This window comes from Archangium violaceum, assembly GCF_016859125.1.
GTDB classification, from domain to species: domain Bacteria; phylum Myxococcota; class Myxococcia; order Myxococcales; family Myxococcaceae; genus Archangium; species Archangium violaceum_A.
On record NZ_CP069338.1, the window covers coordinates 5,450,504 to 5,475,081 of the forward strand.

Below are 24,578 nucleotides of genomic sequence, written 5' to 3' on the forward strand. Positions count from 1 at the left end.
CAGGTCAAGAAGCGGATGCAAGCAGCGAGGAGTCGGACAAGGCCTGGCCGGCTGCCCGGGGGTGGAAAGGCCTGAGCAGGCAAGGATCGTTCCCCGGGGCCGGGGCTGGGGCGGTATAGGGAGACCCTCATGAGCCACGGCCTTCGTATCCTCCTCGTCACGCGGCACCGCGCGGTGGTGGGTGGAGTGGAGTCGTACCTGCGCACGTTGCTGCCACTCCTCCAGGCCCGCGGTCATTCCCCCGGGCTCCTCTTCGAGCACGACGCCGGCCCGGGTCAGACGCGCGTCGACGAGGGGCTCGACCTTCCCGTGTGGAACCTCGCCGCGCTCGGACGGCGGGGCGCGCTCGAGGGCGTGGCGGCGTGGCGGCCCGAGCGTGTCTACCAGCAAGGTGTACAGGACCTCGAACTGGAGGAGGCGTTGCTGGAGCGCTACCCGGCGCTGCTCTTCCTCCATGCCTATTACGGCACGTGCATCAGCGGGATGAAGCGCCATGCCTTCCCCTGGCCCGTTCCCTGTGAGCGCGTGCTCGGCCCCGGATGCCTGGTGCACTACCTCCCGCGCCGCTGCGGTGGGCGCAGTCCCCTCACGGCCGTGCGCGAGTACCACTACCAGCAGCGCCGCCTCGCGCTCGTGCGCCGCTATGGGACCGTGCTGGTGGGCAGCCGGGCCATGCGCGAGGAGTACCTCCGACACGGGCTCTCCGAGTCCCAGGTGGTGTGCGTGAGCCTCTTCGGCGATGGCGTGCTGGATGCGGAGCCGCCCGCGCCCCGGCCTCCCTCCGGACAGCTGCTGATGGTGGGGCGGCTCACGGAGCTGAAGGGCGGCGTGGAGTTGGTGCGCGCGCTGCCCGTGGCCCGTGCGGCGCTGGGCCGCGAGCTGGAGCTGGTGGTGGCGGGAGATGGTCCGGAGCGTCCGCGCATCCAACAGGAGGCGGCGGCGCGGCGGGTGCCGGTGCGCTTCGCGGGCTGGGTGGACCGGCCCGCGCGGGAGCAGCTGATGCGGAAGGCGGACCTGCTCGCGGTGCCCAGCGTCTGGCCCGAGCCCTTCGGACTCGTGGGGGTGGAGGCGGGCGGAGTGGGCCTGCCCGCGGTGGCCTTCGCGGTGGGCGGCATCCCCGACTGGTGCCAGCCGGGCGTGTCCGGGGAGCTGGCTCCGGGCAATCCGCCCACGTCCCAGGGGCTCGCGGGCGCCATCGTCCGGGCGCTCTCCGATGTGGGCCACCATGCCCGGCTACGCGAGGGGGCCTGGCGCATGGCCCGGCGCTTCAACGCCGAGGCCCACGTGGACGCGCTGTGCGAGCACCTCGTGAGGTGAGCCATGCTCCCTCTCCCCCTGGGAGAGGGGACATCCACGGTGGAGCTCCGCTAGCCCGTGCCCAGCCTGCCGCCTCCCCGGGCGGAGACGAACCGGGCGCGCAGCGCCTCCAGGCGGGGGCGGACGTACGTGCCCAGGGTCCCCTGGAACAGCAGTGGGCTCATGATGAACAGGTAGACGCCGCCCACCAGCGCACCCGCCAGTGTCAGCAGGGGGAAGCCTCGCGGCGCCAGCACCATCGTGATGCCCAGCGACAGCGCGGCCACCGCCGCGCACCGCACGGCCCAGGGCGCGAGGTTGCGCAGCACCTGCCCCACCGAGCGCCCGGTGTCCCTGGCGAAGAGGGACAGGTTCATCGGCAGCGACACCGTGCAGATGCCGATGATGGGCGCGAGCGCGGCGCCCTTCCACCCGGCCAGGTACACGCCGGTCCACATCGCCACCAGCGTCACCGCTCCGTCGGTGATGGCCGTCAGGGCGAGCCTCCGCTCATGGCCGAAGCAGAACAGGCACGTGTTCACCGAGAGGCAGAAGTGACGCAGCAGCATGCTCGTCAGGAACAGCAGCGTCAGGCCCAGTCCGCCGTACTGCTCCGCGCCCACCCACTCCAGGACGAAGCCCTCGTTGATGGACAGCACGCCACAGAAGACGGCGCCGCTGACGAACAGCGTGAGCCGCTCGAGCGCGCTGGCCACCTCGGTGATGCGCTCCTTGTTGCTGCTCATGCGCAGCTCGGCCAGGGCGGGCTGGGCGCTGGACAGCACCAGCTGCGGCGCGTTGGAGAGCACACTCACCAGCTTGGCCGTACAGGTGAAGGGCACCACCGCCTCGGGCCCGAGCAGCTTGCCGATGATGACCACGTCGGTGCCCAGCCGCAGCAGCTGCGCCACGTTGGACACGGTGATCCACAGGGACCGCGACAGCCAGGAGCGGATGCCCTCCATCGAGAGCTTGGGCAGCTTGCGGGGCAGGGCTTCCGGGTAGGCGGTGCGCAGACGCCACAGGCAGGCGAGCGCCGACAGGCCCTGGGTCACCACCCAACCGGCGGCCACCGCGAACAGGCCCGCGTTCGCCAGGACCAGGCCGATGCTCGCCGCGGTGCCCGCGGCCCAGCTCACCGTCTGCAGGATGCCGAGGAAGCGCAGGTCCTGCAGGCCCGAGAGCACCGCCTGGAAGAGGCGCAGCGGGAAGATGAGGACGAAGGTGCCCAGCACCATCAGGAAGGGGTAGAGGAGCTTCTCGCCGCTCTCCGGGAGCAGCGGCAGCAGCAGCAGCGCTCCCACGGCCACCAGGGGCAGCTGGAGCAGCGCGATCTGCAGCGCCTGGCCGAACACGTCCGCCACGGCGGGCAGGGGCCGCTCGGGGTTGCGTCCCGCGGCGTAGGCCGTCTCACGCGGCAGCAGCGCGGCCACTCCCAGGTCCAGCAGCCCCAGGTAGCCCATCAGCGAGCTGGCCACGAGCCACATGCCCAGGTCGGATTGGCCCAGGTGCCGCAGCAGGAAGGGCGTGAGGAACAGGCCCACCACCAGGGTCAGCACCTGGTTGGCGAGTCCGAAGCTGAAGCCGCTCAGGAATCGACTGGAGCGAGTCACCGGCGCACCATCGGCCATCCCCTCTCTCGCGGCAAGTGCCCATTCTCCCTCTGCTGGTCGGGGGGCGAGCAGGCCCGTGCAATCACGCGTCGCCATCGGCCGCGTTTCGTCTAGGATGCGCCGCCATGTCAGAGCCCACCGGAACGAACATCGGTGTCCGGGGCCGGGTCTCGGTGGTGATTCCCACCAAGGATCGTCTGCCGCTGCTCACCGAGGCGCTGGAGTCGCTCCAGCGGCAGGATTACGCGGACTGGGAGGCGATCGTCGTGGACGATGGCTCCCGGGATGGCACGCTGGCGCGCCTGCGGGAGTGGGCGGATGCCGACCCTCGTATCCGCTGGGTGGTGCGAGAGGGAGAGCCCGCGGGGGGAAACCGCTGCCGCAACCTCGGCTTCGCCGCCTCCACGGGCGAGTACCTCGTCTTCCTCGACGATGACGATGCCTTCTCCCCGAGCTGCCTGCGCGAGCGCGTGCGGCGGATGGAGGCCAGTCCCGAGCTGGACTTCGGCGTCTTCCCCCACCAGCACTTCCTCGAGCGGCCCGGGGACATGCGGCACGTGACGCCGGCCGAGCCGGATCGGGACGACATCGAGCGCTACCTGCGCGTGGACATTCCCTGGCAGACGGCCGGGGCCCTCTGGCGGAGGAAGGCCCTGGTGGCGCTCGGCCCGTGGGACGAGGCCCTGCCGTGCTGGCAGGACTGGGACTTCTACGTGCGCGCGCTCGCCCGGGGAGCGCGCTACCGGTGCTTCCCCGACGGGCCCTGCTTCTTCCATCGGGTGCAGACGCCCGCGCGGGTCGCCGTCTCCGTGAAGAAGCGGGGGCCGGCGCAGCTGCGCGGGGTGGAGCGCGCCGTGGCCTCCGGGCAGCGCTACCTGGAGGCGAGTGGTGGTCTCACCTCGCGGCGGCGGCTGCTGCTGGCCCGGCTCCACCTCAGCGTGGGCGAGCAGCTGCGCGAGCAGGGGCTCCGGGAGGAGTCCTTCGCGGTGTGGCGCCGGTGCCGGGAGCGGGGGCTCGTCTCCGAGGCCCGGTACCGTGAGGGGCAGCTGTTCCTCACGGTCTGGCGGACCCGGCTCGCCCGGGGCGCCGTGCGGCGCTATCTCACGCTGCGCTGGCGGGAGTGAGCCGAGCGCCGGGTGCTCAGGAGCGGGTGATGACGGCGTAGGCGCCGCCGGACACCCGGCGCATGTCCACGCGCATCGACGCTTCCTTGGACCAGCGCTGCAGGACCTCCTCCTCGCCGGGCCGCTCCGCGTCGTCCAGCAGGATGACCGCGCCCGGAGCCAGCCTCTCGCCGAGCACCGGCCACAGTCCATAGCGTCCGCCGGGGGTGTTCCCAGGAGGGCCGTCACAGATGATGAGCTGGAAGGCCCGGGGCATGCGCTCCACCGGGGGCGTGTACCAGGAGTAGCCACCGCGGTCCTGGATGGGGGCCAGGCAGTTGTGCACGTTGGGGATGCCGGTGCGCTCCAGGGCACCGGAGACGCGCGCGTGCCACTCGGGCATGTGCTCCAGCGTCCACGTCTCCACGCCGCGCCGGCCCGCCAGCAGCCCCAGCAGCAGGGTGGACACGCCCGAGCCGCACTCGAGGATGGGGCCGGAGGTGTTCACGGCGCGGTTCATCAGCTCCTGCAGGTACTCGGGACGCGCGGCATAGCCCATGTTGCCCCAGCCAGCCCGCAGCTCCTCCAGCATCTGGCGCGTGGGCAGCTGGCCGGGCGGCAGCGCGGCGATGCGCTCCACGGCGCGACGGAGCTGCCAGTCACGGACCACGCCCCGGAGGGTGTCATTCAGCCCCGCCGGCAACAAGCGGGCGAGCGGACGCAGCCGGGTAATGAGTGCTTCCATTTTCGTTTCCCTTCTCTCGAGTCATGAAACGACGGATTCGAACCACGTGCGCAGCCGGGTCAACGGGTCCGCCGCCGCGCGTGCTTCGATGGCGGCCCGGGCTCGCGCTCCCATACCCGATAGCTCCGCGCGCTGACGGAACGCCTTCTCCATCGCGGCCGCGAGCGCCTGTTCCCGCGCAGCGGGGACGACCCAGCCCGTCTGCCCGGGCTCGACCCACGCGGCGGCTCCACACTGGTCTGTCACGACGACGGGCAGCCCGCTGGCCATCGCCTCTCCTACCACCAGCCCGAAGCCATCCTCCAGCGTCGGCAGCACGAAGAGCTCGGCGTTCGCGTAGGCCGGGCGTGGATCTCCCGGCACCGCCTCCAGCGCGAGCCCCTGACTCTCCCTCTGGAAGAGTTGGCGGGACACGCGGTCTCCCGTGGCGCCCACGATGCGGAGCTGGACGCGCCCGGCGCCCACCTGACGGATGGCGCGCAGCAGGTAGTGGAAGCCCTTGCGTACATCGAGCGAGCCGACGAAGCACACACGCAGCGGTCCCTCCGCGGGAGGCCGCGTGGCCGGTGGGCGGAAGCGCTCGATGTCGATGAGATGATCAATGACGGCGATCTTCCCCTCGGGCACGCCGCCGCGGACCATGGAGTCGCGAGACCACGGGGACGCGACACGGATGGCGTTGGCGAGCGCGTACTCACGCTCGATGCGGCGGACCGCCGCGGGCGTGGGATGTCCCAGGTGGGGGCGGCGGGCCTGTCGCCACGTCTCCCGGACGTAGATGGCTCGGAAACCCGCGATGTGCCCATTGGGGTTGTCGACGACGGAGGGCACGCCCGCTCGCCGGGCCCACTCGAGGGGCTCGAGCCCCACCTGCGTGAAGGTGTACAGCCGGGAGGGCCGCAGCTGCTCCAGGCGGGAGGCGGCCCACTGCCCCAGGTGCGCGTCCTGCCGCAGCTGGAGGGCTCCCGTGAGCCACCGGTAGGGCGTCCAGCGCTGCACCGACGAGAGCAGGAGTCGCGGAGGGGTGTGCCACACGACGCCAGGGAGAGCGGCCAGGCGAGCATCCGTGGGAGGCGGCCCGAGCACGTGGAGCGGCGCCCCTCCGTGGGCGAGCGCGCGCAGCACGGTGGCCGCGTGTACCCCCATCCCTCCCGCACCCGCCGGAGCTCCGGTCACCAGGGCCATGCTCGAGGAGCGTTCCCTTTGCATGCGCCCCCCTTACCGAATTCCCATCCCTTGGGATAGCAAATGACAGAAAGCCTCGAATTCCCACCCAATGAGTACCATGGAACGAGGAATCCCTATCCGTTGGGACCCCCAGCATCCAGGCGACACAAATGTGGCTTTATGCGACATTGACGCTCCGCGCCATCCCCGCCACCATGCGCGGCCCTGATTGAGGTTGGAGACACCAAGATGATCACTTATCTGGTCGCCTTTCTCGTCGCGCTGATGGTGGCGATGGTGTTGACGTTGGTGGTGCGCAACCGGGCGCTGGCGTGGGGTCTGTTGGATCAGGCCAATTCGAGCCGCAAGATTCACGTGCAGCCCATTCCCCGTCTGGGTGGCATCGGCATCGTGGGCGGGTTCTTCGCGCCGCTGTGCGCGCTCTTCCTGGTGGACTCGGGGGTGGGCAATCACTTCCAGTCGCAGACGGCGCTGGTGTGGGGCCTGTTCGGTGGGGGCCTGGGCGTGGCGGCGCTGGGCCTCTACGACGACCTGCGTGGCGCGGGCGCGAAGCTGAAGTTCGCCGTGCAGCTGGTGCTGGCGCTCGGCCTGTACGCGCTCGGCTTCCGCATCGATCACATCGCCAACCCCTTCGGGCCGGAGCTGCCGCTGGGGGTGCTCGGCCTGCCGTTCACCGTGATGTGGGTGGTGGGCGTCATCAACGCGCTCAACCTCATCGACGGGTTGGACGGGCTGGCGGGCGGAGTGGCCTTCTTCGGGGTGGGCACCAACTTCATCCTCGCGCTCAGCCGGGGGGACGTGGTGCTGTGCCTGATGATGGCGGCGCTGGCGGGCGCCATCCTCGGCTTCCTCGTCTTCAACTTCAACCCGGCCTCCATCTTCATGGGGGACACGGGCAGCATGTTCCTGGGCTTCGTGCTGGCGGCCGTCTCCATCAAGACGAGCGCCAAGAGCGGGACCGCGGTGGCCATGCTGGTGCCGGTGATGGCGCTGGGCCTGCCCATCATGGACACCCTGCTGGCGATGATCCGGCGCACGCTCGTGGGCCGGCCCATGTTCAGCGCGGACAAGGAGCACATCCACCACCGGCTGATGAGCCGGCTGGTGCTCAGCCACCGCTCGGCGGTGCTGGTGATGTACGGGCTGTGCGCCCTCTTCACCCTGACGGCGCTCGGCCTGCACTGGGCCAACCGCGCCCAGAGCGCCATGCTGCTGATGGGGATGGGCGTGGTGGTGGCGGTGCTGATGCGCAAGCTGGGCTACCTGGACCTGCGGCGCGCCAGCGGCGTGAGCGAGGTGCGGCGCAGGAACATCCGGCTGCGCTCGCTGGTGAGGGATGTGACCGACGCGGTGCGCTCGGCCACCGGGGTGAAGGACCTGTGGGCCGCGGTGCGTCCGCTGGCGGATGCGCTCGAGGCCTCCCGCCTGGAGCTGCGCCTCGAGCGCCAGCAGGGCCATCACCGGGATGGCCTCACCTTCGAGACGCAGCGGCCCGCGGGCTCGGCGCTGCCGTTGGAGGTGTTCCTGGATGTGAAGGGCGGGGACCAGAAGCTCGGCCGCTTCCTGATGGCCTGGAGTGACGGGCGCGCGGAGATCAACCGCGACGAGGAGCTGGCGCTGGAGTTGGTGGCGGACGCGTTGGGAGACCGGGCCGCGAAGCTGCTGGCCCAGGCCGAGGCGGATCCGCAGCGCGTCATCGCGTTGCGGCGGTGAGCGGCGTGGGGGCGCGGGCGCTGCTGGACGTGCTCCGCGCCTGGCCGGAGGTCGCTCGGGGCGACGTGCCCGGGGACGTGGACGCGCTGGTGCACGCGGCGGCCCGGCATGGGCTCGCGGGCTTCATGCAGCACGTGGTGGGCCGCTCGGCGTGGACACCGGACGAGGCGGTGCGCACCCGGCTGCGCCGCGAGGCCCTGGCGCAGGCCGCGCGGGGCATGCGGGTGAAGGCGCTGCTGCTGCGGAGCCTGGAAGCGCTGGCCGCCGTGGACGTGGTACCGGTGCTGCTGAAGGGGTACGGCCTGGCGCTGCGCCTCTACCCGGAGCCGCTGCAGCGGGCCACCACGGACGTGGACCTGCTGGTGGCGGACGCGGAGGTGGAGGTGGCGTCGCGTGCCCTGGTGGGATTGGGGCTGAGGCCGCTCGGCGAGGCGGCGGCGGCGCATGCGCGGGAGCACGAGCACCACCTGACCTTCACGGGCGCGGCGGGGATGGTGGAGCTGCACTTCCGGGCGCTCGTGGGGTACGGCCAGGCGCTGGAGGCGCGGGCGCTGCTGGCCCGAGCGGAGGAGTCGGTGCTGGAGGGCCGGCGCGTGCGCTACCTGCGCGCGGAGGACGAGCTCGTCTATCTGGCGCTCCACGCGAGCAACCACCTGTTGCAGCGGCTGGCGTGGCTGTTCGATCTGAAGTTGCTGATGCTGGCGCACCCGGGGCTGGACTGGGGGCGGGTGGTGGAGGTGGCGCGGGGCTCGGCCTTCCCCCACCTGGCCTGGTACGCGCTGGAGGCGGCGCGGCGGTTGATGGGGGCGCCGGTGCCGGAGGAGGTGCTGGCCGCCCTGGCGCCGCCCTCGTGGCAGCGGCGGATGGCGGCGCGCTTCTTCAGCGCGGAGCGGCTGCTGGGGACGGAGTTGATGCGGCACAAGCCGGCGTGGGTGGTGGCCAAGCTGCTGCTCGCGCCCCGGTTGCTGCCCATGGTGCGCTACACCGTGCGCCGGCTGCGGGAGGACGGGCTCGCGGCGTTGCGTGGGAAACGCATCCCCTCTCCCCCTTGAACACGTCTTGAGTCCCGACCCTGGGGCGCTACGCTGTGCCGCCTTGCGTCAAGGAGACTCACGCGTGAGCACTTCCTCTGTCGAGCCCTCGGTGTCGAACGATTACCCTCCCGCTCCCTGGACCTTGCGCGGGCAGATGTACCTCTCCGTCTGGATGGTGCCCGCCGAGCGCGTCCGGTTCGAGTTGGATCCGGCCTTCGAGCTGTTCACCCTGGCGGGCCGCGCGTGCGTCATCACCTGCTTCGTGGACTACCAGCAGGGGAGCGTGCTGACCTACGGCGAGCTCTTCGGCGGCATCAGTGTGAAGACGCGGGGCTCGGGTCGCCTCGGCATGACGGTCACCCATATGTGGGTGGACAGCGAGCGCTCCCTGCGCGGAGGGCGCGCGCTGTGGGGCATGCCCAAGGTGATGGCGCGCTTCGAGCTCGACCATCAGCCCCCGGGCGGAGGTGCCTTCGCGGGGTCGAGCTGGGATACCCAGGGGAAGTTGCTGGCGCGGGTCCGCTTCGAGCCACTCGCCGCGCTGCCGCCGAGCGTCCGCATCCCCATCGGCCTGCCGAACCTGCAGATGCTCAACGGACGGGTGCACGCCCCGAAGGACTCGGACCTCCGCTTCTCGCCCCGGTTGCTCCAGGGCGCGGACTGGTTCATTCCGACGGACAGTCCCCTGGCCTCGCTCGGTGTCGCGGAGGCCCGCCCCTGGGTGAGTGCCCAGGTGCGCGACTTCGAGTGGACCCTGCCCGCGGCGATGCCCGTGGACTGAGCGCCACGTCAGGCCGCCGTGGCGGTCGCGACCTCGGGGGCCCCGGTCCGGCGCATCGGCTGGGCCTTGCCGTACGTCAGCGAGCGCCACACCCACTCGGCGGGGCCGAAGCGGAAGCGCGCCAGCCACCAGTGGCTGAAGGCCACCTGCACGCAGAAGATGGCCAGGGTGAGCCCGATGCTCGCCGTGGGGCCCAGCTTCCCCATGAGCCCCAGTCCGAAGCCGTAGTACACGAAGAGGCTGATGACCGTCTCGCCGAGGTAGTTCGTCAGCGCCATGCGGCCCACGGGTGCGAGCACCAGCAGCAAGCGCCGCCACGTCTCGCGTTGGAAGAGGAGCACGAGGCCCGAGACGTAGACGGCGGCGAGGCCCACCTCGTTGAGCTGCCGCACCGGCGTCATGAGGACGAGCCACTGCGCCTGCGGGTCGATCATCTTCTGGCGCATCATGTACTGCAGCACGAGCCCGGCGGCGCTGCCGATGGCACCGAGGACGAGGCTCCACTCGAGGAGCTTGCGGAAGAACCCCAGGTGCTGGGGCGCGTCGTGGAAGAGGCGCCGCCGTCCGGCCATGAACCCGAGCAGGAACCGGCCGAGCAGGGCGAACAGCACGGGCAGCATGCCCTGGATGAAGTGGCCGAGGTAGTAGCGGGCATTGGCGCGCACGACCTCGAAGTAGGTGCCGTGGGTGAAGGCCTCCAGCGTCTGGGCCCGGGCCTGGTTGGAGCGCTCCATGGCCGCCTTGGCCGCCTCGGCCGCACCCTCCGCGCCACCGCCGTTCACGAGCATGGGCACGACCTTCATGAGGACGTTCGTCACGAGCGGCATGGCGAAGATGAGGACGGCGGCCCAGATGAGCAGCGTCTTGTCGGCGCGCTTGCGGAACAGCAGCAGCGCGAAGCCCAGCACCGCGTACGTGGTGAGGATGTCACCGAGCCAGAGCCCGAACAGGTGCGCGGCGCCAATGAGGAACATCACGCACAGCCGCCGCATGTAGAGCGGAGCGATGGCGGCGCCGCGTGCCTCGGCGCGGATCATCTGCACGGAGAAGCCCAGGCCGAAGAGGAACGAGAAGAGGGTGATGAACTTGCCGGACACCAGCGTCCCGGAGACATACACGGCGGCGGTGTCCAACCACGAGGCCGAGGCCATGGCGGCCTCCAGCTGCGCGCGCTGCATGTAGGCCCGGCCGGAGAACCACCCGAAGACGTTGGAGACGAAGACGCCGCACAGCGCGAAGCCGCGCAGCACGTCGAGCAGGTCGAGTCGCTCGCTGGCGTCTATCGGGCGGGCTTCGGACGGCGGGGCGGGAAGCGGAGTGGGCGGTGGGCTCATGTCCGCAAGAGAGCGCACAACCCGTGCCAGCCCGCCCCTATTCCTCACGAGCGGGCCGCCCCTCGGCACCTTCCCTCTTCACGCGGAGTCCTCCTCCCCCTGTCCATCTCCGGACAGGGCGGTGCCACATCCGGACAACTCCGTCGCTCCCACTGCCATGCTCCGGGCGTCGCGGGCTTTCATTGCACCCTGTGCGTGGAAATCGTTAAAGGTGCGTCGCCATGGCCATCAGTCTCATCGACACCTTCCGCGTCCTTGCTTCGTTCGACCCGCCGCGTGGCTCGCTGCGCGGGGCTCCCTGGGAGGACTACGTGGACTGGGCCATCGCGCAGGGCCTGGCGCCGCTGGCCTCCTACAACCTCGAGTACCGCCTGGCCGGCGGAGCCGACGCGCCGGAGTGGGCGAGGGATCGGCTGCTGAGCATCTACTCGGGCTCGGTCAACGACAACGTGATGAAGCTCGTCAACTTCAAGCGCTGCGTGGACGAGCTCGAGGGCCGTCAGCTGCTCCTCACGGGCGGAGCGGCCTTCGCCGACACGCTCTATCCGCACGTGGGCTTCCGTCCCGTGTTGGAAATTTCCATGTTGCTGCGGCGCATGGACGTGGATGCCTTCGCTGGCTACCTCGCCCAGCACCAGTTCCGCCCGGAGCCCAACGAGCCGGCCCACGGCGCGATGAAGGTGGTGTCGGACGGACGCACCCCCATCTTCCTGTACGCGGATGTGCTCGGCGCCGAGCGGCGCGCGGAGGTGCAGGGCATCTTCGAGCGCTCCAAGCCCATGAGGATGTACGGCCCGTCCATGTTCCGTCCGGACCTGGAGGACGCGGTGCTGCTCGTGTGCCTGGAGCAGGCGCGCGAGGGCTACCAGATGCCCTGGTTGTCCTACCTGGACCTGCGCGAGCTGATGACGGGGGCGACGTCGATGGGGAGCGTCTATTCGCGCCCCGTGGACGTGGCGGTCCTGCTGGAGCGGGCGAAGGCGTGGCGGCTGGAGCGCGCCCTCTACACGTCGCTGTCCATCCTGACGCGGCTCTTCCCCTCGATTGCCGAGAATCTGAAGCCCGCACTTCCCCCGCTGCGCCGCGCCACGCGGGAGTTGTTGGATCGGCTGGTCGTCCTTCCGGCGAGCGAGCCCGGGAAGATGAGCCATGTCCGGGGCTCGGAGCGTCTGCGCCGGTTGCTGACCGGGCAATGAGACGGGGCCTGGGCGCCCACTGCCCCCTTCCCCTCCATGCCGTTCCCGGCGTATGAGCGATCCCTGCCTCTGGCATCTGGAACGATCATGCATATCGCCATCATTGGAACGGGCTACGTAGGGCTTGTCGCGGGCACCTGCTTCGCGGACTCAGGAAATGACGTGACCTGCGTGGACATCGACGCGCGGAAGATCGCGATGCTCCAGCAGGGCGAGGTCCCCATCTACGAGCCGGGACTGGAAGAGCTCATCCGCAAGAACACGAAGGAGCGGCGCCTGTCCTTCACCACGGAGATGGCGTCGGCGGTGGCGCGCTCGCAGGTGGTGTTCATCGCCGTGGGCACTCCCGAGGGCGAGAGCGGCGAGGCCGACCTCCAGTACGTGCTGGCCGCGGCGGAGCAGATCGGCCGGGCCATGCGTCAGTACACGGTGGTGGTGGACAAGAGCACCGTGCCGGTGGGCACCGCGGACAAGGTGCGCGAGACCATCGCCCGGGTGACGGAGGTGGAGTTCGACGTCGTCTCCAACCCCGAGTTCCTCAAGGAGGGCGCTGCGCTGGACGACTTCCTCAAGCCGGACCGGGTGGTGATCGGCACGGAGTCGGAGCGGGCGCGCAAGGTCATGGGCCAGCTCTACGCGCCGTTCGTGCGCACGGAGAACCCCATCCTCTACATGGACACGCGCTCGGCCGAGCTGACGAAGTACGCGGCCAACGCGATGCTCGCCACGCGCATCTCGTTCATGAACGACATCGCCGCGCTCTGCGAGAAGGTGGGCGCGGACGTGGACTTCGTGCGCAAGGGCATGGGCGCGGACAAGCGCATCGGCTATCCGTTCCTCTTCCCCGGCGTGGGCTACGGCGGCTCGTGCTTCCCCAAGGACGTGAAGGCGCTGGTGGCCAAGGGCCGTGAGCAGGGGTTGGAGTTGGATCTGCTGCGCGCGGTGGAGCGCACCAACGAGCGGCAGAAGAAGCTGCTGGTGCAGAAGGCGCTCAAGCACTTCGGCTCGCTCGAGGGGCGCTCCTTCGCGGTGTGGGGCCTGGCCTTCAAGCCGAAGACGGACGACATGCGCGAGGCACCGTCCGTGGAGGTCATCGAGGGTCTGCTGGCCAAGGGCGCGAAGGTGTCGGCGCATGACCCGGTGGCCGAGCACACCGCGCGGCGCGTGCTGGGCGACCGCATCCGCTACACGAACGTGCCCTACGAGGCGCTGGAGGGCGCGGACGCGCTCTTCGTCGTCACGGAGTGGAACGAGTTCCGTCACCCGGACTTCGAGCGCATGAAGGCGCTGATGAAGACCCCGGTCATCTTCGACGGCCGCAACATCTACGACCCGGACCGGATGAGGGACATGGGCTTCACGTACATGGGCCTGGGTCGTCGGTAGTCCGCCCCGGGGACGGCCTGGGACCGCGCTCCTCCTGTCCGGGGATCGCGTTCCCGAGCCCGGTGCTGCTTGGCCCGTCAGCGGGCCGGGTTCAACGCGCCGGGTTCAGCGAGACAGACCGCAGGCGTCCTTGCCCGCTTCCGTCTCGAGGATGTCGCAGGTTTCCGGCCTGTTCGCGTCGATGGTGCACGTCTGCAGCTTCTGCTCGCAGACGCTCAGCTCCTCGTCGGTGGGCTCGATGTTCCGCTCGCGCTCGGCCACCAGTTGGACGCAGTCGTCGCGCTGGTACGACTCGACGCAGTCGCAGAGCCGCTCCGACAACTCCCGGCACGGGTTCTTGCAGCCAGCGAGGGCGAGCAGGGCGGAGAAGAGCAGGGTGATGGTGGCGGAGCGGCGCATGGGGTGGGTGAAGATGCCAGATGGCGCCCTGGATGCAAGCAATGGCCGAACGAAGGGGGGGTGCTAGCTTCGCTGGCCGCTCACTTTCCTGGAGGCCGTTCAGCCATGGTGTCCCTCGTCGCCGTCCTGCTCGCCGTATCGCCCCTGCCCGGCCAGCCCTCGCTGCTGGCGCCCGTCCAGACGGAGCTCCGTGCCTCGACGCGGCTGCTCGTCGCGCAAGGTGCGCCCGCCGGGGAGGGCTCCCGGTTGGAGGCGCCGGCTCCGGATGACCGCGAGGCGCGCATCCGCCAGCTGACCCGTGAGGTGGAGGACATCAACGCCCGCCTCCGCCGGACGGACGCGAACTGGCCCATCGGCTCCCTCGTGATGGCCTACTCGGGCTACGTGCTGGCGCCGCTGCTGCTCGTCGGCATCCCGATGATCATCATTGGACTGACGTCGACCGTGTCGTACGCGACCACGCTCGTGGCCGTGGGCGCGGTCTTCTCGGTGCTCGGCGGCGGCGGAGTGGCCCTGCTCATCGCGGGGATCGTCACGGGCCTCGAGACCTCGAGCAGGGTCAAGGCCGAGCGGGAGGAGCTCATCCGCCAGCGCGGCGCGCTCGAGGACGAGCTGCGGGAGTTGAAGCGGACGAGGCCGGAGTCCTCCGTGCAGGCCTGGCGCGATGGACGGGGCGAGAGCTTCATCCCGGTGGCCTCGCTCGTCTTCTGAGCAGGCGGGCGCGTCCACCCGTTCACTTTCCCGGGTCGTCCACTTCCAGGCGTCCGCGTGGACCCGTGACATAATCGCGACCCTCCATGCTCCCCGCGTCCCACTCCCGTTCGCACACGTCCCGGTACGCCCTCGGCGCCGAAGCGGTGCTGGCGGTGTTGCTGGTGCTGCTGCCTCTGTCGCTCGGGGGCGCGCCCACGTGGGTGCACTGGCCGCTGGTGGTGCTCGCGGGCCTCGCCTTCGTGTTGGCGTGCCTGGGGGCGTGGAGGCAGCACCGGTCGCTGCACCTGCCGCTGCTCTCGCTTCCACTCGGGGCGGGGGCGCTCCTGTGCCTCCTGCAGCTCGTCCCGCTGCCGCCGGGGTTGCTCGCCGTCCTCAGCCCCGAGGCGGCCGGGCTGCGTGACTTCGTCCTCGTCCCGCTGGGACTGGAGGGGCCGAGGCCCCTGTCGATGGAGCCTCCGGCCACCTGGCGCGAGCTGGCCAGGCACCTGGCGTACCTGCTCACCTTCGTCGCCGCGGTGCAGGTGTGCCGCTCGGAGCGCGCGCGCCGACGGCTGCTGGGCACCCTCTCCTTCACGGGAGCGGCGGTGGCCGTGCTGGGCCTGCTGCACTCGCTGTTCGGCCTCGATCGGCTCCTGGGCTTCATCGCCTTCATCCACGCGCGTCCGCCGCTGCTCACCCCCTTCGGCAACCCCAACCACCTCGCGGCCTTCCTCGGGCTGTCGGCCACCGTGTCGTTGGGGCTCGCGCTCTCCAGTGGGACGCGGCTGCGCGCGGCGCCCTTCGTGGTGGCCACCCTGCTGGGCGGGGCTGGCGTGCTGCTGTCCCTCTCGCGCGGAGGCGTCGCCTTCTTCGTCTTCGGACAGCTCGCCTTCGCGCTCCTGCTGCTCGGGCGCCGGGCGGGGACGGAGCGGGGTCGGACGTGGCGTCGCAGCGGCACCGTGCTGCTGTGCCTCCTCGCGGTGCTCACGGTGGGCGGGCAGATCGCCTCCGAGCAGCTCCTGGCCGAGCTGGAGACCGCGGACAGCGTGGAGAAGCTGCGCCACAGCAAGCTGGAGCTGTGGCCGGCGTTGGCCTCGGTCGCGAGGGCCTATCCGCTCGGCCTGGGCCGCGGCGCCTTCGAGTCCGTCTTCCCCCGCTACCAGGAGCGGCCCGTCCTCAACACGCTCACGCACCCGGAGAACGCGGTGCTGCAGCTCGCCACCGAGTTCGGTGTGCCCGGGCTGCTGCTGCTCGCCGTGGGGCTGTGGGGGTTCATCCGGTTGGTGCGCCGCGAGGGCCTTGGCGCGGTGGAATGGGCGGTGCTCGCGGGGGTGGCGGCGCTCGGGCTGCATGATCTCTTCGACTTCAGCCTGGAGCTGCCCGCGAGCGCGGTGGCGGCGTGGGTGGCGTTGGCCTGCGTGGCCCGGCCCGAGGACCGGGAGCGCTGCGTGGCCCGGCGCGGTCATGCGCCCTTGCGCGTGCTCGCGGTGGGTGGCGTCCTGGCCGTGCTGGCGCTGGTCGCGCTCATCCCTGGACGGAGCACTTTGGCCGAGGCCGAGGAGGAGCTCGGGGACCTCGTCCGCGCGCGGGCCCCCCTGGCCGAGGTGCGTGCCCGTGGGCTCGCCCTCATCGCGCGGCACCCGGCCGATCATGCCCTGCAGGTCCTGATGGGCCTGGCGCATACGGGCCTGGGGCGCGCGGAAGCGGTCGAGGCGCTCGGCTTCGTCAACCGGGCCCTCTTCCTGAACCCGGTGGATGCGCGGGCCCACCGCGTGGCCGCACGCGCCCTGCTCACCCTGGGACGCCGCACCCAGGCATTCCTCGAGTACCGCCTGGCCTTCGAGGCCGGGGACCAGGAGGTGCTGTGGCGCGAGGCGCTCGGGCGGGCGCGCACCCTGGAGGAGCTGCGGGCCCTCACGCCGGAGTCGGGACGGAGCGCCGTGCTGCTCGCCACCGAGCTGATGCGCACCCGGCGTCACGAGGTGGCCCTTCCCTGGCTCGCCTGGGCCCGGGAGCACTTCGACGCGACTCCCGAAGCCGTCCAGCTCTGGGAGCGCGAGACGCGGTTGCGGTTGGAGCGACAGGAGCTGGCGGAGGCGGAAGCCGCCAGCGCGGAGGTCTCCCGCCGGGCCCCGGACGCGCTCTCCTCGTACCTGCTGCACGCGGAGGTCCTCCATGCCCAGGGGCGCAAGGACGAGGCGCTCGAGTCGCTCGAGTCCCTGCGCACCCGCTTCCCCGGCAGCGTGGAGCTGGCCTTCACGCTCGCGCGGATGGAGGTGGAAGCGGGGCTGACCCGGCGAGCGCGGGAGACACTCCAGCAGGTGAGCCCCTTCGTGTCGGACCTGGGATTGCGCGCCCAGCTCTTCATGCTCGAGGGCTCCAGCTTCGAGAAGGAGGGGCACCGCGCGCGAGCGCTCGAGTCCTGGAAGTCCGCGGCGCGCATCCAGCCCTCCGCGGGCGTCTGGTTCAAGGTGGCGCGGCTGCACGAGTCGCTGTACCAGCTCGACGCGGCGGCGCGGGCCGTGCGCGAGGGGTTGCGGCTGCAGTCCCCGGAGCAGCGCGCCGAGGGGGAGGCGTGGGTGGATCGCCTGGAGGCCGCGGAGCGCCAGCGCGTGGAGGAGCGGCGCCGGGTGCGTGAAATGGGTGTGGACGCGCGGGACCGGCTCCTGTGGGAGGTAGGCGCGGACGAGGACGCGGGGGGAGAAGAGGACGAGGCACCCTGAGCCGCTGGGCTCCGGGTGTCATGGATGCATGGCGTGATGCTCCACGTGTCGACCCGGGCGCTCGTGGATGATGTCGGCCATCTGGGGTGACTCGAGCGCGATGAAGTCCTCGACGCTCACCTCCAGCGCCTCCTCGTGCGAGCCGGCGCGCAGCAGCAGGTCCTCGGCCACGCCCAGGCTCTCGTCCATCAGCACCGGCAGCCCGTAGAGGTGACCGAAGGGCGGTTCCGCGCCCAGCTCGCAATCGGGGAAGTGGTTCGCGAAATCGTCCTCGGTCGCCAGCTGGACCTCCCGGACACCGAGCGCCTCCCGGACCTTCTTCAGGTCCAGTGTCTCCGAAGCGGGAGGGAGGCAGATCCACAGCTGCTGGCCGGCCCGGACGATGACCGACTTGGCCACGCGGTACCCTGTCACGTGGAGCGCCTGGGCCAGCTCCTGCGCCGTGATCGCGCGTGGGTGCCAGTGACGGAGGAAGGGGACGTGTTGCTGCCGGAGGTAATCCTGGATGGGGACGGGGATCATGGGCGGCACCTCTGTCTCGAAGGTGGACTGCCCCCGTCCCTCCGGCCATGGCGCGCCGGGCGAGTGCCTCCCAGGCGGGCGGGCACGCGCCCCGGGTCTCACCGCTGGAAATCGTAGACGCTGCCCAGGTTGAGGATGCGCGTGAGCTCGTCGAGCGCCGTCATCGTCTCGCGGGCCAGCTTCGGGTCCGCCAGGTCCCTGGCGCGCAGGTCCTCGCGGTAGTGCCGCTTCACCCAGCCAGCGAGCGCCTCGTGCAGCTCCGGGGTGTAGAAGACGTTCGCCTTCACCGCGGCGCGCTCGGTGTCGGTGAGCCACACGCGCTGGCGCAGGCAGGCCGGGCCGCCTCCATTGTTCATCGACTGGCGCACGTCCAGGTAATACACGCGCTTGACCGGGTTGTTCTCGGCCACCACGCGCTCCAGGAAGCGCCGCGCCGGCTCCGTCTCCCGGCTCTCCTCCGGCGCGATGATGGCCATGGTGCCATCCGGCAGCGTCAGCACCTGCGAGTTGAACGGGTAGGCCTTCACCGCGTCGCGCGCGGGCAGTTCCTCGTTGGTGGCCAGCACGTAGGTGAACTCATCCCCCAGCTTCTCGCGCAGCGTCTTCAGCAACCCCTGGGGGTCCACGAAGGCCAGCTCGTGCAGCATGAGGAAGCTCTGGTTGCCCACCGCCATCACGTCCGTGTGGAAGGCGCCCGCGTCGATGCCCTCGGGGGACTGCTGCGGCAGCAGCACCTGCGCCGGATCCAGCTTGTGCAACCGGGCCAGCGCCTGGCTGGCCTCGTATGTCTGCCGTGCGGGGAAGCGGGTGGGGTGGCGCACGTCATCCCGCCAGGCGCTCCGGCCCCAGGCGAGCAGGTGCACCGCCTTGTGCCCCGGGGTGGCGAGCCGGGTGTGGTTGGCCGCGCCCTCGTCCGCGAAGTGCCCACCGCCGGGCAGTGGCGCGTGGACGGCGAAGTGCTTCTCGTCCGCGAAGATGGAGCGCAGCACCGAGTGCGTCGTCTCCGCCTCCAGCGCCCGGTGGAACATCTGCTGGAGGTTGGCCGGCGTCAGGTGCATCCGCCCGTCCGCCGTGTCCTCGGAGGGCGCTCCCGTGGCCGCGTTCGCCGTCCACATGGCGGCGGAGCTGGAGGTCAGCCGCAACAGGTGCTCGGCCTCCTGCCCGGCCCGGGTGATGACCTCCTCGTCCGTACCGGAGAAGCCCAGGGCGCGCAGCGCCCGCAGCGAGGGCCTCGGCTGGGGAGGCAGCACACCCTGGCCCACGCCCAGCTCCGCCACGAAGCGCATCTTCTCCAGCCCCTGGAGGGCCGCTTCGCGGGGGTGGCTCACCTCGCCGCCATGGAGGGCGGACGCCAGGTTGCCGGGCGACAAGCCGCCGTAATTGTGGGTGGGACCGACGATGCCGTCGAAGTTGTATTCGCGCATGGGGTATGGAAACGCTCGTGGAGCGCCCTCCCTTAGCAAAGCGCCTGAAGCGTTTCCTCCGCTACCTGCTCGTCCGTGCGGCATTGACCATCGTGAGCAGCCTGCCGCTGGGGCTCGCTCGGGTGTTGGGGGCGGGTTTCGGCCGGTTCGCCTTCGCCGTGGCCGGCGGGGAGCGACGCAAGGCGTTGAAGTCCCTGGCCCTCGCCTTCCCGGAGAAGTCCGACGCGGAGCGGCATGCGCTCGCCCGCGCCTCCTTCCGCCACCTGGGCATGGCCGTCTTCGAGGTGGGCGCCACCGCCTCCATGGACCGGCAGCTCGAGCGCCTGGTCCGCTGGCCGGAGGAGGACCGGCGTGTCCTGGAGACGGCGCTCGCCCGGGGCAGGGGCGTCGTCTTCGTCTCCGGCCACGTGGGCAACTGGGAGCTGTTGGCCCGGCGGGTGGCGCGGGCGGGCTACCCCAGCCAGAGCATCGCCAAGGAGACCACGGACCCGAGGCTCACCGCGCTCGTCGAGCGCTTCCGGGCCCAGGGCGGGGTGCGCAGCATCTGGCGCGGCCAGGAGGGCGCGGCGCGAGCCATGCTGCGCGCCCTCAAGGCGGGGGAGATCCTCGGGCTGCTCATCGACCAGGACACGAAGGTGCAGTCCGTCTTCGTGCCCTTCTTCGGAGCGCTGGCGGCCACGCCCCGGGCGGCGGCGGACCTGGCGCTGCGCACGGGCGCGGCGGCGGTGGTGGGCTTCTGCCAGCGGGAGGGCGAGGGCTACCGGCTGTGGATGGAGGAGGTGCCCTGGCAGGCGAGCGGGGACCGGGAGGCCGATGCCGTCGCGCTCACGGCCGCTCTCTCGGAGAGGATAGAGGCAGCCATCCGCCGGGCACCTGAGCAATGGGTGTGGATGCACCAGCGTTGGAAGACCCGTCCCACCACCCAGACCCGATGATACAAAAGGGCCTCGTGCCACGTACCGTCCTCTTCTCGAGCCTCTTCTGCCTCCTGGCCGCCTGCTCCCCGAGGCAGGCTCCAGGTGATGCCTCAGCGCCGCCCGCCGTGGTGATGCACGGGGTCCGGCTGCGCTCGTTCGACGGCAGCACCCTGTCCATGACGGGCCAGGCCGAGCGGGCCACCTACGATCGCAACGGTGACATCACCGCCTCGAAGGCCACGCTCCTCATGCTCGGCAGGAGCCCGCTGGCGGACGCTCCTCCGGCGGGCAAGAAGGCGCGCACGAAGGACGAGGGCGCGCAGGCACAGGTGCAGGTCCCTCCGGGTGGCACGCTGGTGCGTGCGAATCTCATGGAGGGCAACCTGGGCACGAGACAGATGGTGGCCTCGGGCGACGTGGAGGTGCGCACCGCCTCCGGGATGGTGGCTCGCTCGCCCCGGGCCACCTACGACGGGGTGCAACAGACGGCGCGGGGCACGGAAGGTGTGCAGGTGGACGGGCCGGAGTACCACGTCCAGGCGGACGCCTTCTCCCTGTCCTTCCCCGACGAGAGCTTCGCCTTCGAGGGCTCGGTGCGGACCGTCCTGGGAGCCGCGCATGATTGAGTATCTCGTGACGGCCTTCTTCCTGGCCCAGCCGGTGAAGCCGACCGCGTTCGAGGCCAGCGCCGGCTCGCCCGGCGGGGCGGAGGCTCCGGCGGTTCGCAACAACACGGTCATCACCTCCCAACGGGTGTTGGGCTCACGCAACCAGGCCGTCTTCAAGGGCGACGTGGTGGTGAAGCAGGGGACGATGGACCTGCGGTGCGACGAGATGATCGCCTTCTACAGCGGCAACGGCCCGCGTGAGGTGACGCGCGTGGAGTGCGTGGGCAACGTGCGCGCGGTGGACGGCGACCGGACGGCCAGGGGCGAGCGGGCCGGCTTCGACGTACCCAGTGGCCTGCTGGTGGTGACGGGCAATCCCGAGGCGCAGGATGCCACCACGCACCTCAAGGGCACCGAGCTGCGCATGACGGCGGGCAACAAGAACCACGAGTACCAGGTGGAGAACGCCGTCGTCACCCTCCAGTCGGCACCGTTGAAGCCGCCGTCGCGCAGGGGCTCGGGCAAGGAGTCCTCCCCACCGAGAGAGCCCGCGGTGATCTCCGCCCGGCGGGTGATCGGCTCGAACAACCAGGCCGTCTTCACGGGCGACGTGGTGGTGAAGCAGCGGACGATGGACCTGCGGTGCGACAAGATGATTGCCCACTACAACGGTCCACGAGAGGTGACGCGCGCGGAGTGCGTGGGCAATGTACGTGCGGTGGACGGCGAGCGCTCCGCTCGGGGCGAGCGGGCCGACTTCGACGTGCCCACCGGCCTGCTCGTGGTGAAGGGCAACCCCGAGGCGCGTGATCCCACCACGCACCTCCGGGGCTCCGAGGTGCGGATGACGGTGGGCAAATCGAATTTCGAGGTGAAGGACGCCGTCATCACCGTGGAGACGGCGCCGCTCGAGCAGCGGCAGCGCAAGGGTGGGGGTAGGAGCAATCCAGGTAGCGCGTCCGGCCACACGGGCGCGGGGGGAACGAAGCCATGAGCAGCCGGTTGTACGCCGAGGGTCTCCAGAAGACCTTCCGCAAGCGCAAGGTGGTGCAGGGCGTGTCCTTCTACGTCTCCCAGGGAGAGGTGGTGGGGTTGCTCGGGCCCAATGGCGCCGGCAAGACGACGAGCTTCAACATGGTGGTGGGCCTGGTGCGGCCCGATGTCGGCCGGGTGCGCGTGGACGACGAGGAGCTCACCCACCTGCCCATGCACCGGCGCACCCTGCGCGGTCTGGGCTACCTGCCCCAGGAGTCCTCCATCTTCCGCAAGCTCACCGTGAGCCAGAACTTCCTGTCCGTGCTGGAGCTGCAGAAGAACCTGGACCGGTCCGCCCGCGAGAAGCGCGCCCGGGAGCTGCTGGAGGAGTTCGGCCTGGGCCATGTGGCCGAGTCGCTCGGCGAGACGCTCTCCGGTGGCGAGCGCCGCCGCGCGGAGATCGCCCGCTCCCTCATCCCCAACCCCCGCTTCATCCTCTTCGACGAGCCCTTCGCCGGCGTGGACCCCATCAACGTGGGGGACCTCCAGCGGCAGATCTCCCACCTGAAGTCCCGTGGCCTGGGCGTCCTCATCACCGACCACAACGTCCAGGACACCCTCGGCATCTGTGACCGTGCCTACATCATCGCACAGGGGCAGATCCTGGAGGAGGGCACGCCGGCGCAGCTCGCCTCCTCGGCCCGGGCGCGTGCGGTGTACCTCGGCGAGCGATTCCGCTTGCAGTCGGTGTGAGCGCCGAAAAACCGGCTTCGTGAGCCGCTCGGGGGCGGACCGCACCCGCGTGCCGCTCCCCCTCCGCACGTCCATTGTTGAACGTCTTCGGCGGCGTTCGAGACAATGCAAGTACGCGGAATAAATGAAGAATTTAACGAAGTGCAAGGTACGGGCCGGACTCTCGGACACTGGACGAAGTCGGGGGGCCTTGCTACTTTGGCACGGTCCTTGATGGCGGGCCGCCATCGAGTCGAGTGTTGAAACGGGCGGGAGACAGAGAATGGCGATGGAACTCAAGCAGAGCCTGAAGCTTTCGCAGCAGCTGGTGATGACGCCCCAGCTGCAGCAGGCCATCAAGCTGCTGCAACTCTCGCGGATGGAGCTTCTGGAGCAGGTCCGGGAGGAGATGGACCAGAATCCCCTCCTGGAGCAGCCGGACGAGGCCCCCTTCGGGGATACGGCGGACAAGGAGCCAGGCGAGGCTTCCCTGGAAGCCGCGAATACCGAGCTTCCGGCGGGAGTGGAGTTGCGGACCCCGGATGCCGCGCCCGAGTTCAAGGCGGACGGCGACGGGCCGCCGGAGATCGACTGGGAGGCCTACCTCAACAGCTACCAGTTCAACGAGCCCACGACGGCCTCCAACCGGGGCAACGTGGCGACCGAGGACATGCCCTCCTTCGAGGCCAACCTCGTGGAGAAGGAGGACCTGGTCGATCACCTCCAGGAGCAGCTCGGCACGCTGCGGCTCAATGACGCCGAGCGGCGTATCGGGATGCTCATTCTGGGCAACCTGGACCAGGACGGGTACCTGACGCTGGAGGAGGTGGAGGGAGATCCACTCATCCGCCTGGCCAACGAGGCGGACGTGCCCATGTCGGTGGCCGAGCGCACGCTGCGCCGCATCCAGAACCTGGAGCCCAAGGGCTGCGGCGCGCGCGACCTCCAGGAGTGCCTGCTCATCCAGGTGGCCGCGCTCAAGGACAAGCACGCGCCGCTGCTGGGCCTCATCATCAAGCGGCACATGAAGTACCTGGAGAGCAAGAACCTTCCGGCCATCGCCAAGGACCTGAAGGTGTCGCTCGAGGAGGTGGTGGAGGCCTCCAAGCTGCTGCCCAAGCTGGACCCGAAGCCGGGCCGCAACTTCAGTGGGGACGACGCGCAGTACATCACCCCCGACGTGTTCGTCTACAAGCTGGCCGAGGACGAGTACACGGTGGTGCTCAACGACGACGGCCTGTCGAAGCTTCGGATTTCCGGCACGTACCGCAACGCGCTGAAGAGCGGCGGGGTGGGGCCGGGGCAGACGAAGGAGTTCATCCAGGAGAAGCTGCGCAGCGCGCAGTGGCTCATCCGCTCCATCCACCAGCGCCAGCGCACCATCTACAAGGTCACCGAGAGCATCGTGAAGTTCCAGCGGGACTTCCTGGACAAGGGCATCGCGCACCTCAAGCCGCTCATCCTCCGGGACGTGGCCGAGGACATCGGCATGCACGAGTCCACGGTGTCGCGCGTGACGACGAACAAGTACGTGCACACGCCGCAGGGCATCTTCGAGCTGAAGTACTTCTTCAACTCGTCCATCGCCCGCGTGTCCGGTGAGGACACGGCGAGCGAGGCGGTGAAGCACCACATCAAGCAGCTGGTGTCGCAGGAAGATCCGCGCAATCCGTACTCGGACCAGAAGATCGTCGAGCTGCTCAAGGCGCAGGGCACGGAGATCGCCCGGCGCACGGTGGCCAAGTACCGCGAGGTGCTGGGCATCCTCCCGAGCAGCAAGCGCAAGCGCTACTTCTAGCCGGGCCCGATGTGGCCGCGTCTCTCCTGGGCGCGGCCTTCCGGGACGGTTCTCATCCGCTCGAGCGTGTACTTCTCTCCGTCGGCCCGGGACTTGCGAACGAGCCTCTGTCGACGGAGGCACGGATGGGCATTCGCGTAGGCGTGGTGGGCGCAGGACTCGCGGTCATCTCATTGTTCACGGCAGGTTGTGCTGACCGGAACAAGACACTCGAGCCGCGGGAGAATCAGGGGACCGGTCCATCGGACGGAAACGAAGTTCCCTCGGGCACCCCGCCCGTTCCCTCGGAGGATGCCGGCACACCCCCGATTTCCACACCGGGTGGGGACGCGGGGACACCGGACGGGGATGGGGGGACGTCGCCCGACAAAGGCGAGCCGCCAGATGCAGGGCCGTGG

Annotated in this window: 21 protein-coding genes; 14 read left to right on the forward strand and 7 right to left on the reverse strand. The window is 70.4% G+C overall.

Annotated features, from left to right (window positions below; all coding sequences use genetic code 11):
• Positions 1–129 precede the first annotated feature (129 nt).
• The gene (locus JQX13_RS23385) at positions 130–1,317 is read left to right on the forward strand and encodes a glycosyltransferase family 4 protein (protein WP_203411138.1); all 1,188 of its coding nucleotides are present in this window, start codon (positions 130–132) and stop codon (positions 1,315–1,317) included.
• Positions 1,318–1,367: 50 nt separating this feature from the next.
• Here the strand turns inward: JQX13_RS23385 and JQX13_RS23390 are convergent, their stop codons facing one another.
• Positions 1,368–2,927 (reverse strand): lipopolysaccharide biosynthesis protein, encoded by a 1,560-nt coding sequence (locus tag JQX13_RS23390; RefSeq protein WP_203411139.1) that lies wholly within the window; start codon positions 2,925–2,927, stop codon positions 1,368–1,370.
• A 107-nt stretch (positions 2,928–3,034) separates the two neighbouring features.
• On the opposite strand from JQX13_RS23390, the gene JQX13_RS23395 reads away from it, so the two are divergent.
• A complete protein-coding gene (locus JQX13_RS23395) occupies positions 3,035–4,033 on the forward strand; it encodes a glycosyltransferase family 2 protein (RefSeq protein WP_203411140.1) in 999 nt (332 codons plus the stop codon).
• 16 nt (positions 4,034–4,049) lie between these two features.
• Here the strand turns inward: JQX13_RS23395 and JQX13_RS23400 are convergent, their stop codons facing one another.
• A complete protein-coding gene (locus JQX13_RS23400; protein WP_203411141.1) occupies positions 4,050–4,757 on the reverse strand; it encodes a class I SAM-dependent methyltransferase in 708 nt (235 codons plus the stop codon).
• 21 nt (positions 4,758–4,778) lie between these two features.
• Positions 4,779–5,966, reverse strand: coding sequence for a glycosyltransferase family 4 protein (locus tag JQX13_RS23405; protein WP_203411142.1), 1,188 nt, complete (start codon positions 5,964–5,966; stop codon positions 4,779–4,781).
• Between the two features lie 207 nt (positions 5,967–6,173).
• Here JQX13_RS23405 and JQX13_RS23410 point away from each other — a divergent pair, with 207 nt between their 5' ends.
• The 3 genes from JQX13_RS23410 (at position 6,174) to JQX13_RS23420 (ending at position 9,473) form a co-directional block, all read left to right on the forward strand.
• Entirely contained in the window at positions 6,174–7,658 is a 1,485-nt protein-coding gene (locus JQX13_RS23410) for an MraY family glycosyltransferase (protein WP_203411143.1), read from the forward strand.
• Positions 7,655–8,710 carry a nucleotidyltransferase family protein gene (locus tag JQX13_RS23415; RefSeq protein WP_239015073.1) on the forward strand — a complete coding sequence of 352 codons (1,056 nt, stop codon included), beginning with the start codon at positions 7,655–7,657 and terminating at the stop codon, positions 8,708–8,710. The genes JQX13_RS23410 and JQX13_RS23415 overlap by 4 nt, the downstream gene beginning before the upstream one ends.
• Before the next feature lie 64 nt (positions 8,711–8,774).
• On the forward strand, positions 8,775–9,473 hold the full coding sequence (locus tag JQX13_RS23420; RefSeq protein ID WP_203411144.1) for an acetoacetate decarboxylase family protein: 699 nt from the start codon (positions 8,775–8,777) through the stop codon (positions 9,471–9,473).
• Positions 9,474–9,481: 8 nt separating this feature from the next.
• Here JQX13_RS23420 and JQX13_RS23425 read toward each other — a convergent pair whose 3' ends face one another.
• Entirely contained in the window at positions 9,482–10,807 is a 1,326-nt protein-coding gene (locus JQX13_RS23425) for a DUF418 domain-containing protein (protein WP_203411145.1), read from the reverse strand.
• Between the two features lie 221 nt (positions 10,808–11,028).
• Between JQX13_RS23425 and JQX13_RS23430 the strand changes: the two genes are divergently transcribed.
• Both JQX13_RS23430 and JQX13_RS23435 read left to right on the forward strand, forming a co-directional pair.
• Positions 11,029–12,003 carry a nucleotidyltransferase family protein gene (locus JQX13_RS23430; protein ID WP_203411146.1) on the forward strand — a complete coding sequence of 325 codons (975 nt, stop codon included), beginning with the start codon at positions 11,029–11,031 and terminating at the stop codon, positions 12,001–12,003.
• A gap of 87 nt (positions 12,004–12,090) precedes the next feature.
• A complete protein-coding gene (locus JQX13_RS23435) occupies positions 12,091–13,389 on the forward strand; it encodes a UDP-glucose dehydrogenase family protein (RefSeq protein ID WP_203411147.1) in 1,299 nt (432 codons plus the stop codon).
• A 105-nt stretch (positions 13,390–13,494) separates the two neighbouring features.
• On the opposite strand, the gene JQX13_RS23440 is transcribed toward JQX13_RS23435, so the two are convergent.
• On the reverse strand, positions 13,495–13,788 hold the full coding sequence (locus JQX13_RS23440) for a hypothetical protein (RefSeq protein ID WP_203411148.1): 294 nt from the start codon (positions 13,786–13,788) through the stop codon (positions 13,495–13,497).
• Positions 13,789–13,893: 105 nt separating this feature from the next.
• Between JQX13_RS23440 and JQX13_RS23445 the strand changes: the two genes are divergently transcribed.
• Together JQX13_RS23445 and JQX13_RS23450 are read left to right on the forward strand one after the other, a co-directional pair.
• Positions 13,894–14,499, forward strand: a complete 606-nt coding sequence (locus JQX13_RS23445; RefSeq protein WP_203411149.1) for a hypothetical protein — start codon at positions 13,894–13,896, stop codon at positions 14,497–14,499.
• An 86-nt stretch (positions 14,500–14,585) separates the two neighbouring features.
• On the forward strand, positions 14,586–17,204 hold the full coding sequence (locus JQX13_RS23450) for an O-antigen ligase family protein (RefSeq protein WP_203411150.1): 2,619 nt from the start codon (positions 14,586–14,588) through the stop codon (positions 17,202–17,204).
• An 18-nt stretch (positions 17,205–17,222) separates the two neighbouring features.
• Here the strand turns inward: JQX13_RS23450 and JQX13_RS23455 are convergent, their stop codons facing one another.
• Positions 17,223–17,726 carry an aminoacyl-tRNA deacylase gene (locus tag JQX13_RS23455; protein WP_203411151.1) on the reverse strand — a complete coding sequence of 168 codons (504 nt, stop codon included), beginning with the start codon at positions 17,724–17,726 and terminating at the stop codon, positions 17,223–17,225.
• A 98-nt stretch (positions 17,727–17,824) separates the two neighbouring features.
• Positions 17,825–19,150: an N-succinylarginine dihydrolase gene (astB, locus tag JQX13_RS23460; protein ID WP_203411152.1), complete on the reverse strand. Its 1,326-nt coding sequence runs from the start codon at positions 19,148–19,150 to the stop codon at positions 17,825–17,827.
• A 17-nt stretch (positions 19,151–19,167) separates the two neighbouring features.
• Between astB and JQX13_RS23465 the strand changes: the two genes are divergently transcribed.
• The 5 genes from JQX13_RS23465 (at position 19,168) to rpoN (ending at position 24,180) form a co-directional block, all read left to right on the forward strand.
• Complete coding sequence (locus tag JQX13_RS23465; RefSeq protein ID WP_430384189.1) at positions 19,168–20,085, forward strand: lysophospholipid acyltransferase family protein; 918 nt, start codon at positions 19,168–19,170, stop codon at positions 20,083–20,085.
• A 14-nt stretch (positions 20,086–20,099) separates the two neighbouring features.
• A complete protein-coding gene (locus JQX13_RS23470) occupies positions 20,100–20,693 on the forward strand; it encodes a hypothetical protein (RefSeq protein ID WP_239015075.1) in 594 nt (197 codons plus the stop codon).
• Positions 20,686–21,669: an LptA/OstA family protein gene (locus JQX13_RS23475; protein WP_203411155.1), complete on the forward strand. Its 984-nt coding sequence runs from the start codon at positions 20,686–20,688 to the stop codon at positions 21,667–21,669. The genes JQX13_RS23470 and JQX13_RS23475 overlap by 8 nt, the downstream gene beginning before the upstream one ends.
• Positions 21,666–22,403: an LPS export ABC transporter ATP-binding protein gene (gene lptB, locus JQX13_RS23480; RefSeq protein ID WP_203411156.1), complete on the forward strand. Its 738-nt coding sequence runs from the start codon at positions 21,666–21,668 to the stop codon at positions 22,401–22,403. The genes JQX13_RS23475 and lptB overlap by 4 nt, the downstream gene beginning before the upstream one ends.
• Before the next feature lie 262 nt (positions 22,404–22,665).
• Positions 22,666–24,180 carry an RNA polymerase factor sigma-54 gene (gene rpoN, locus JQX13_RS23485; protein ID WP_203411157.1) on the forward strand — a complete coding sequence of 505 codons (1,515 nt, stop codon included), beginning with the start codon at positions 22,666–22,668 and terminating at the stop codon, positions 24,178–24,180.
• Positions 24,181–24,578: the final 398 nt, after the last annotated feature.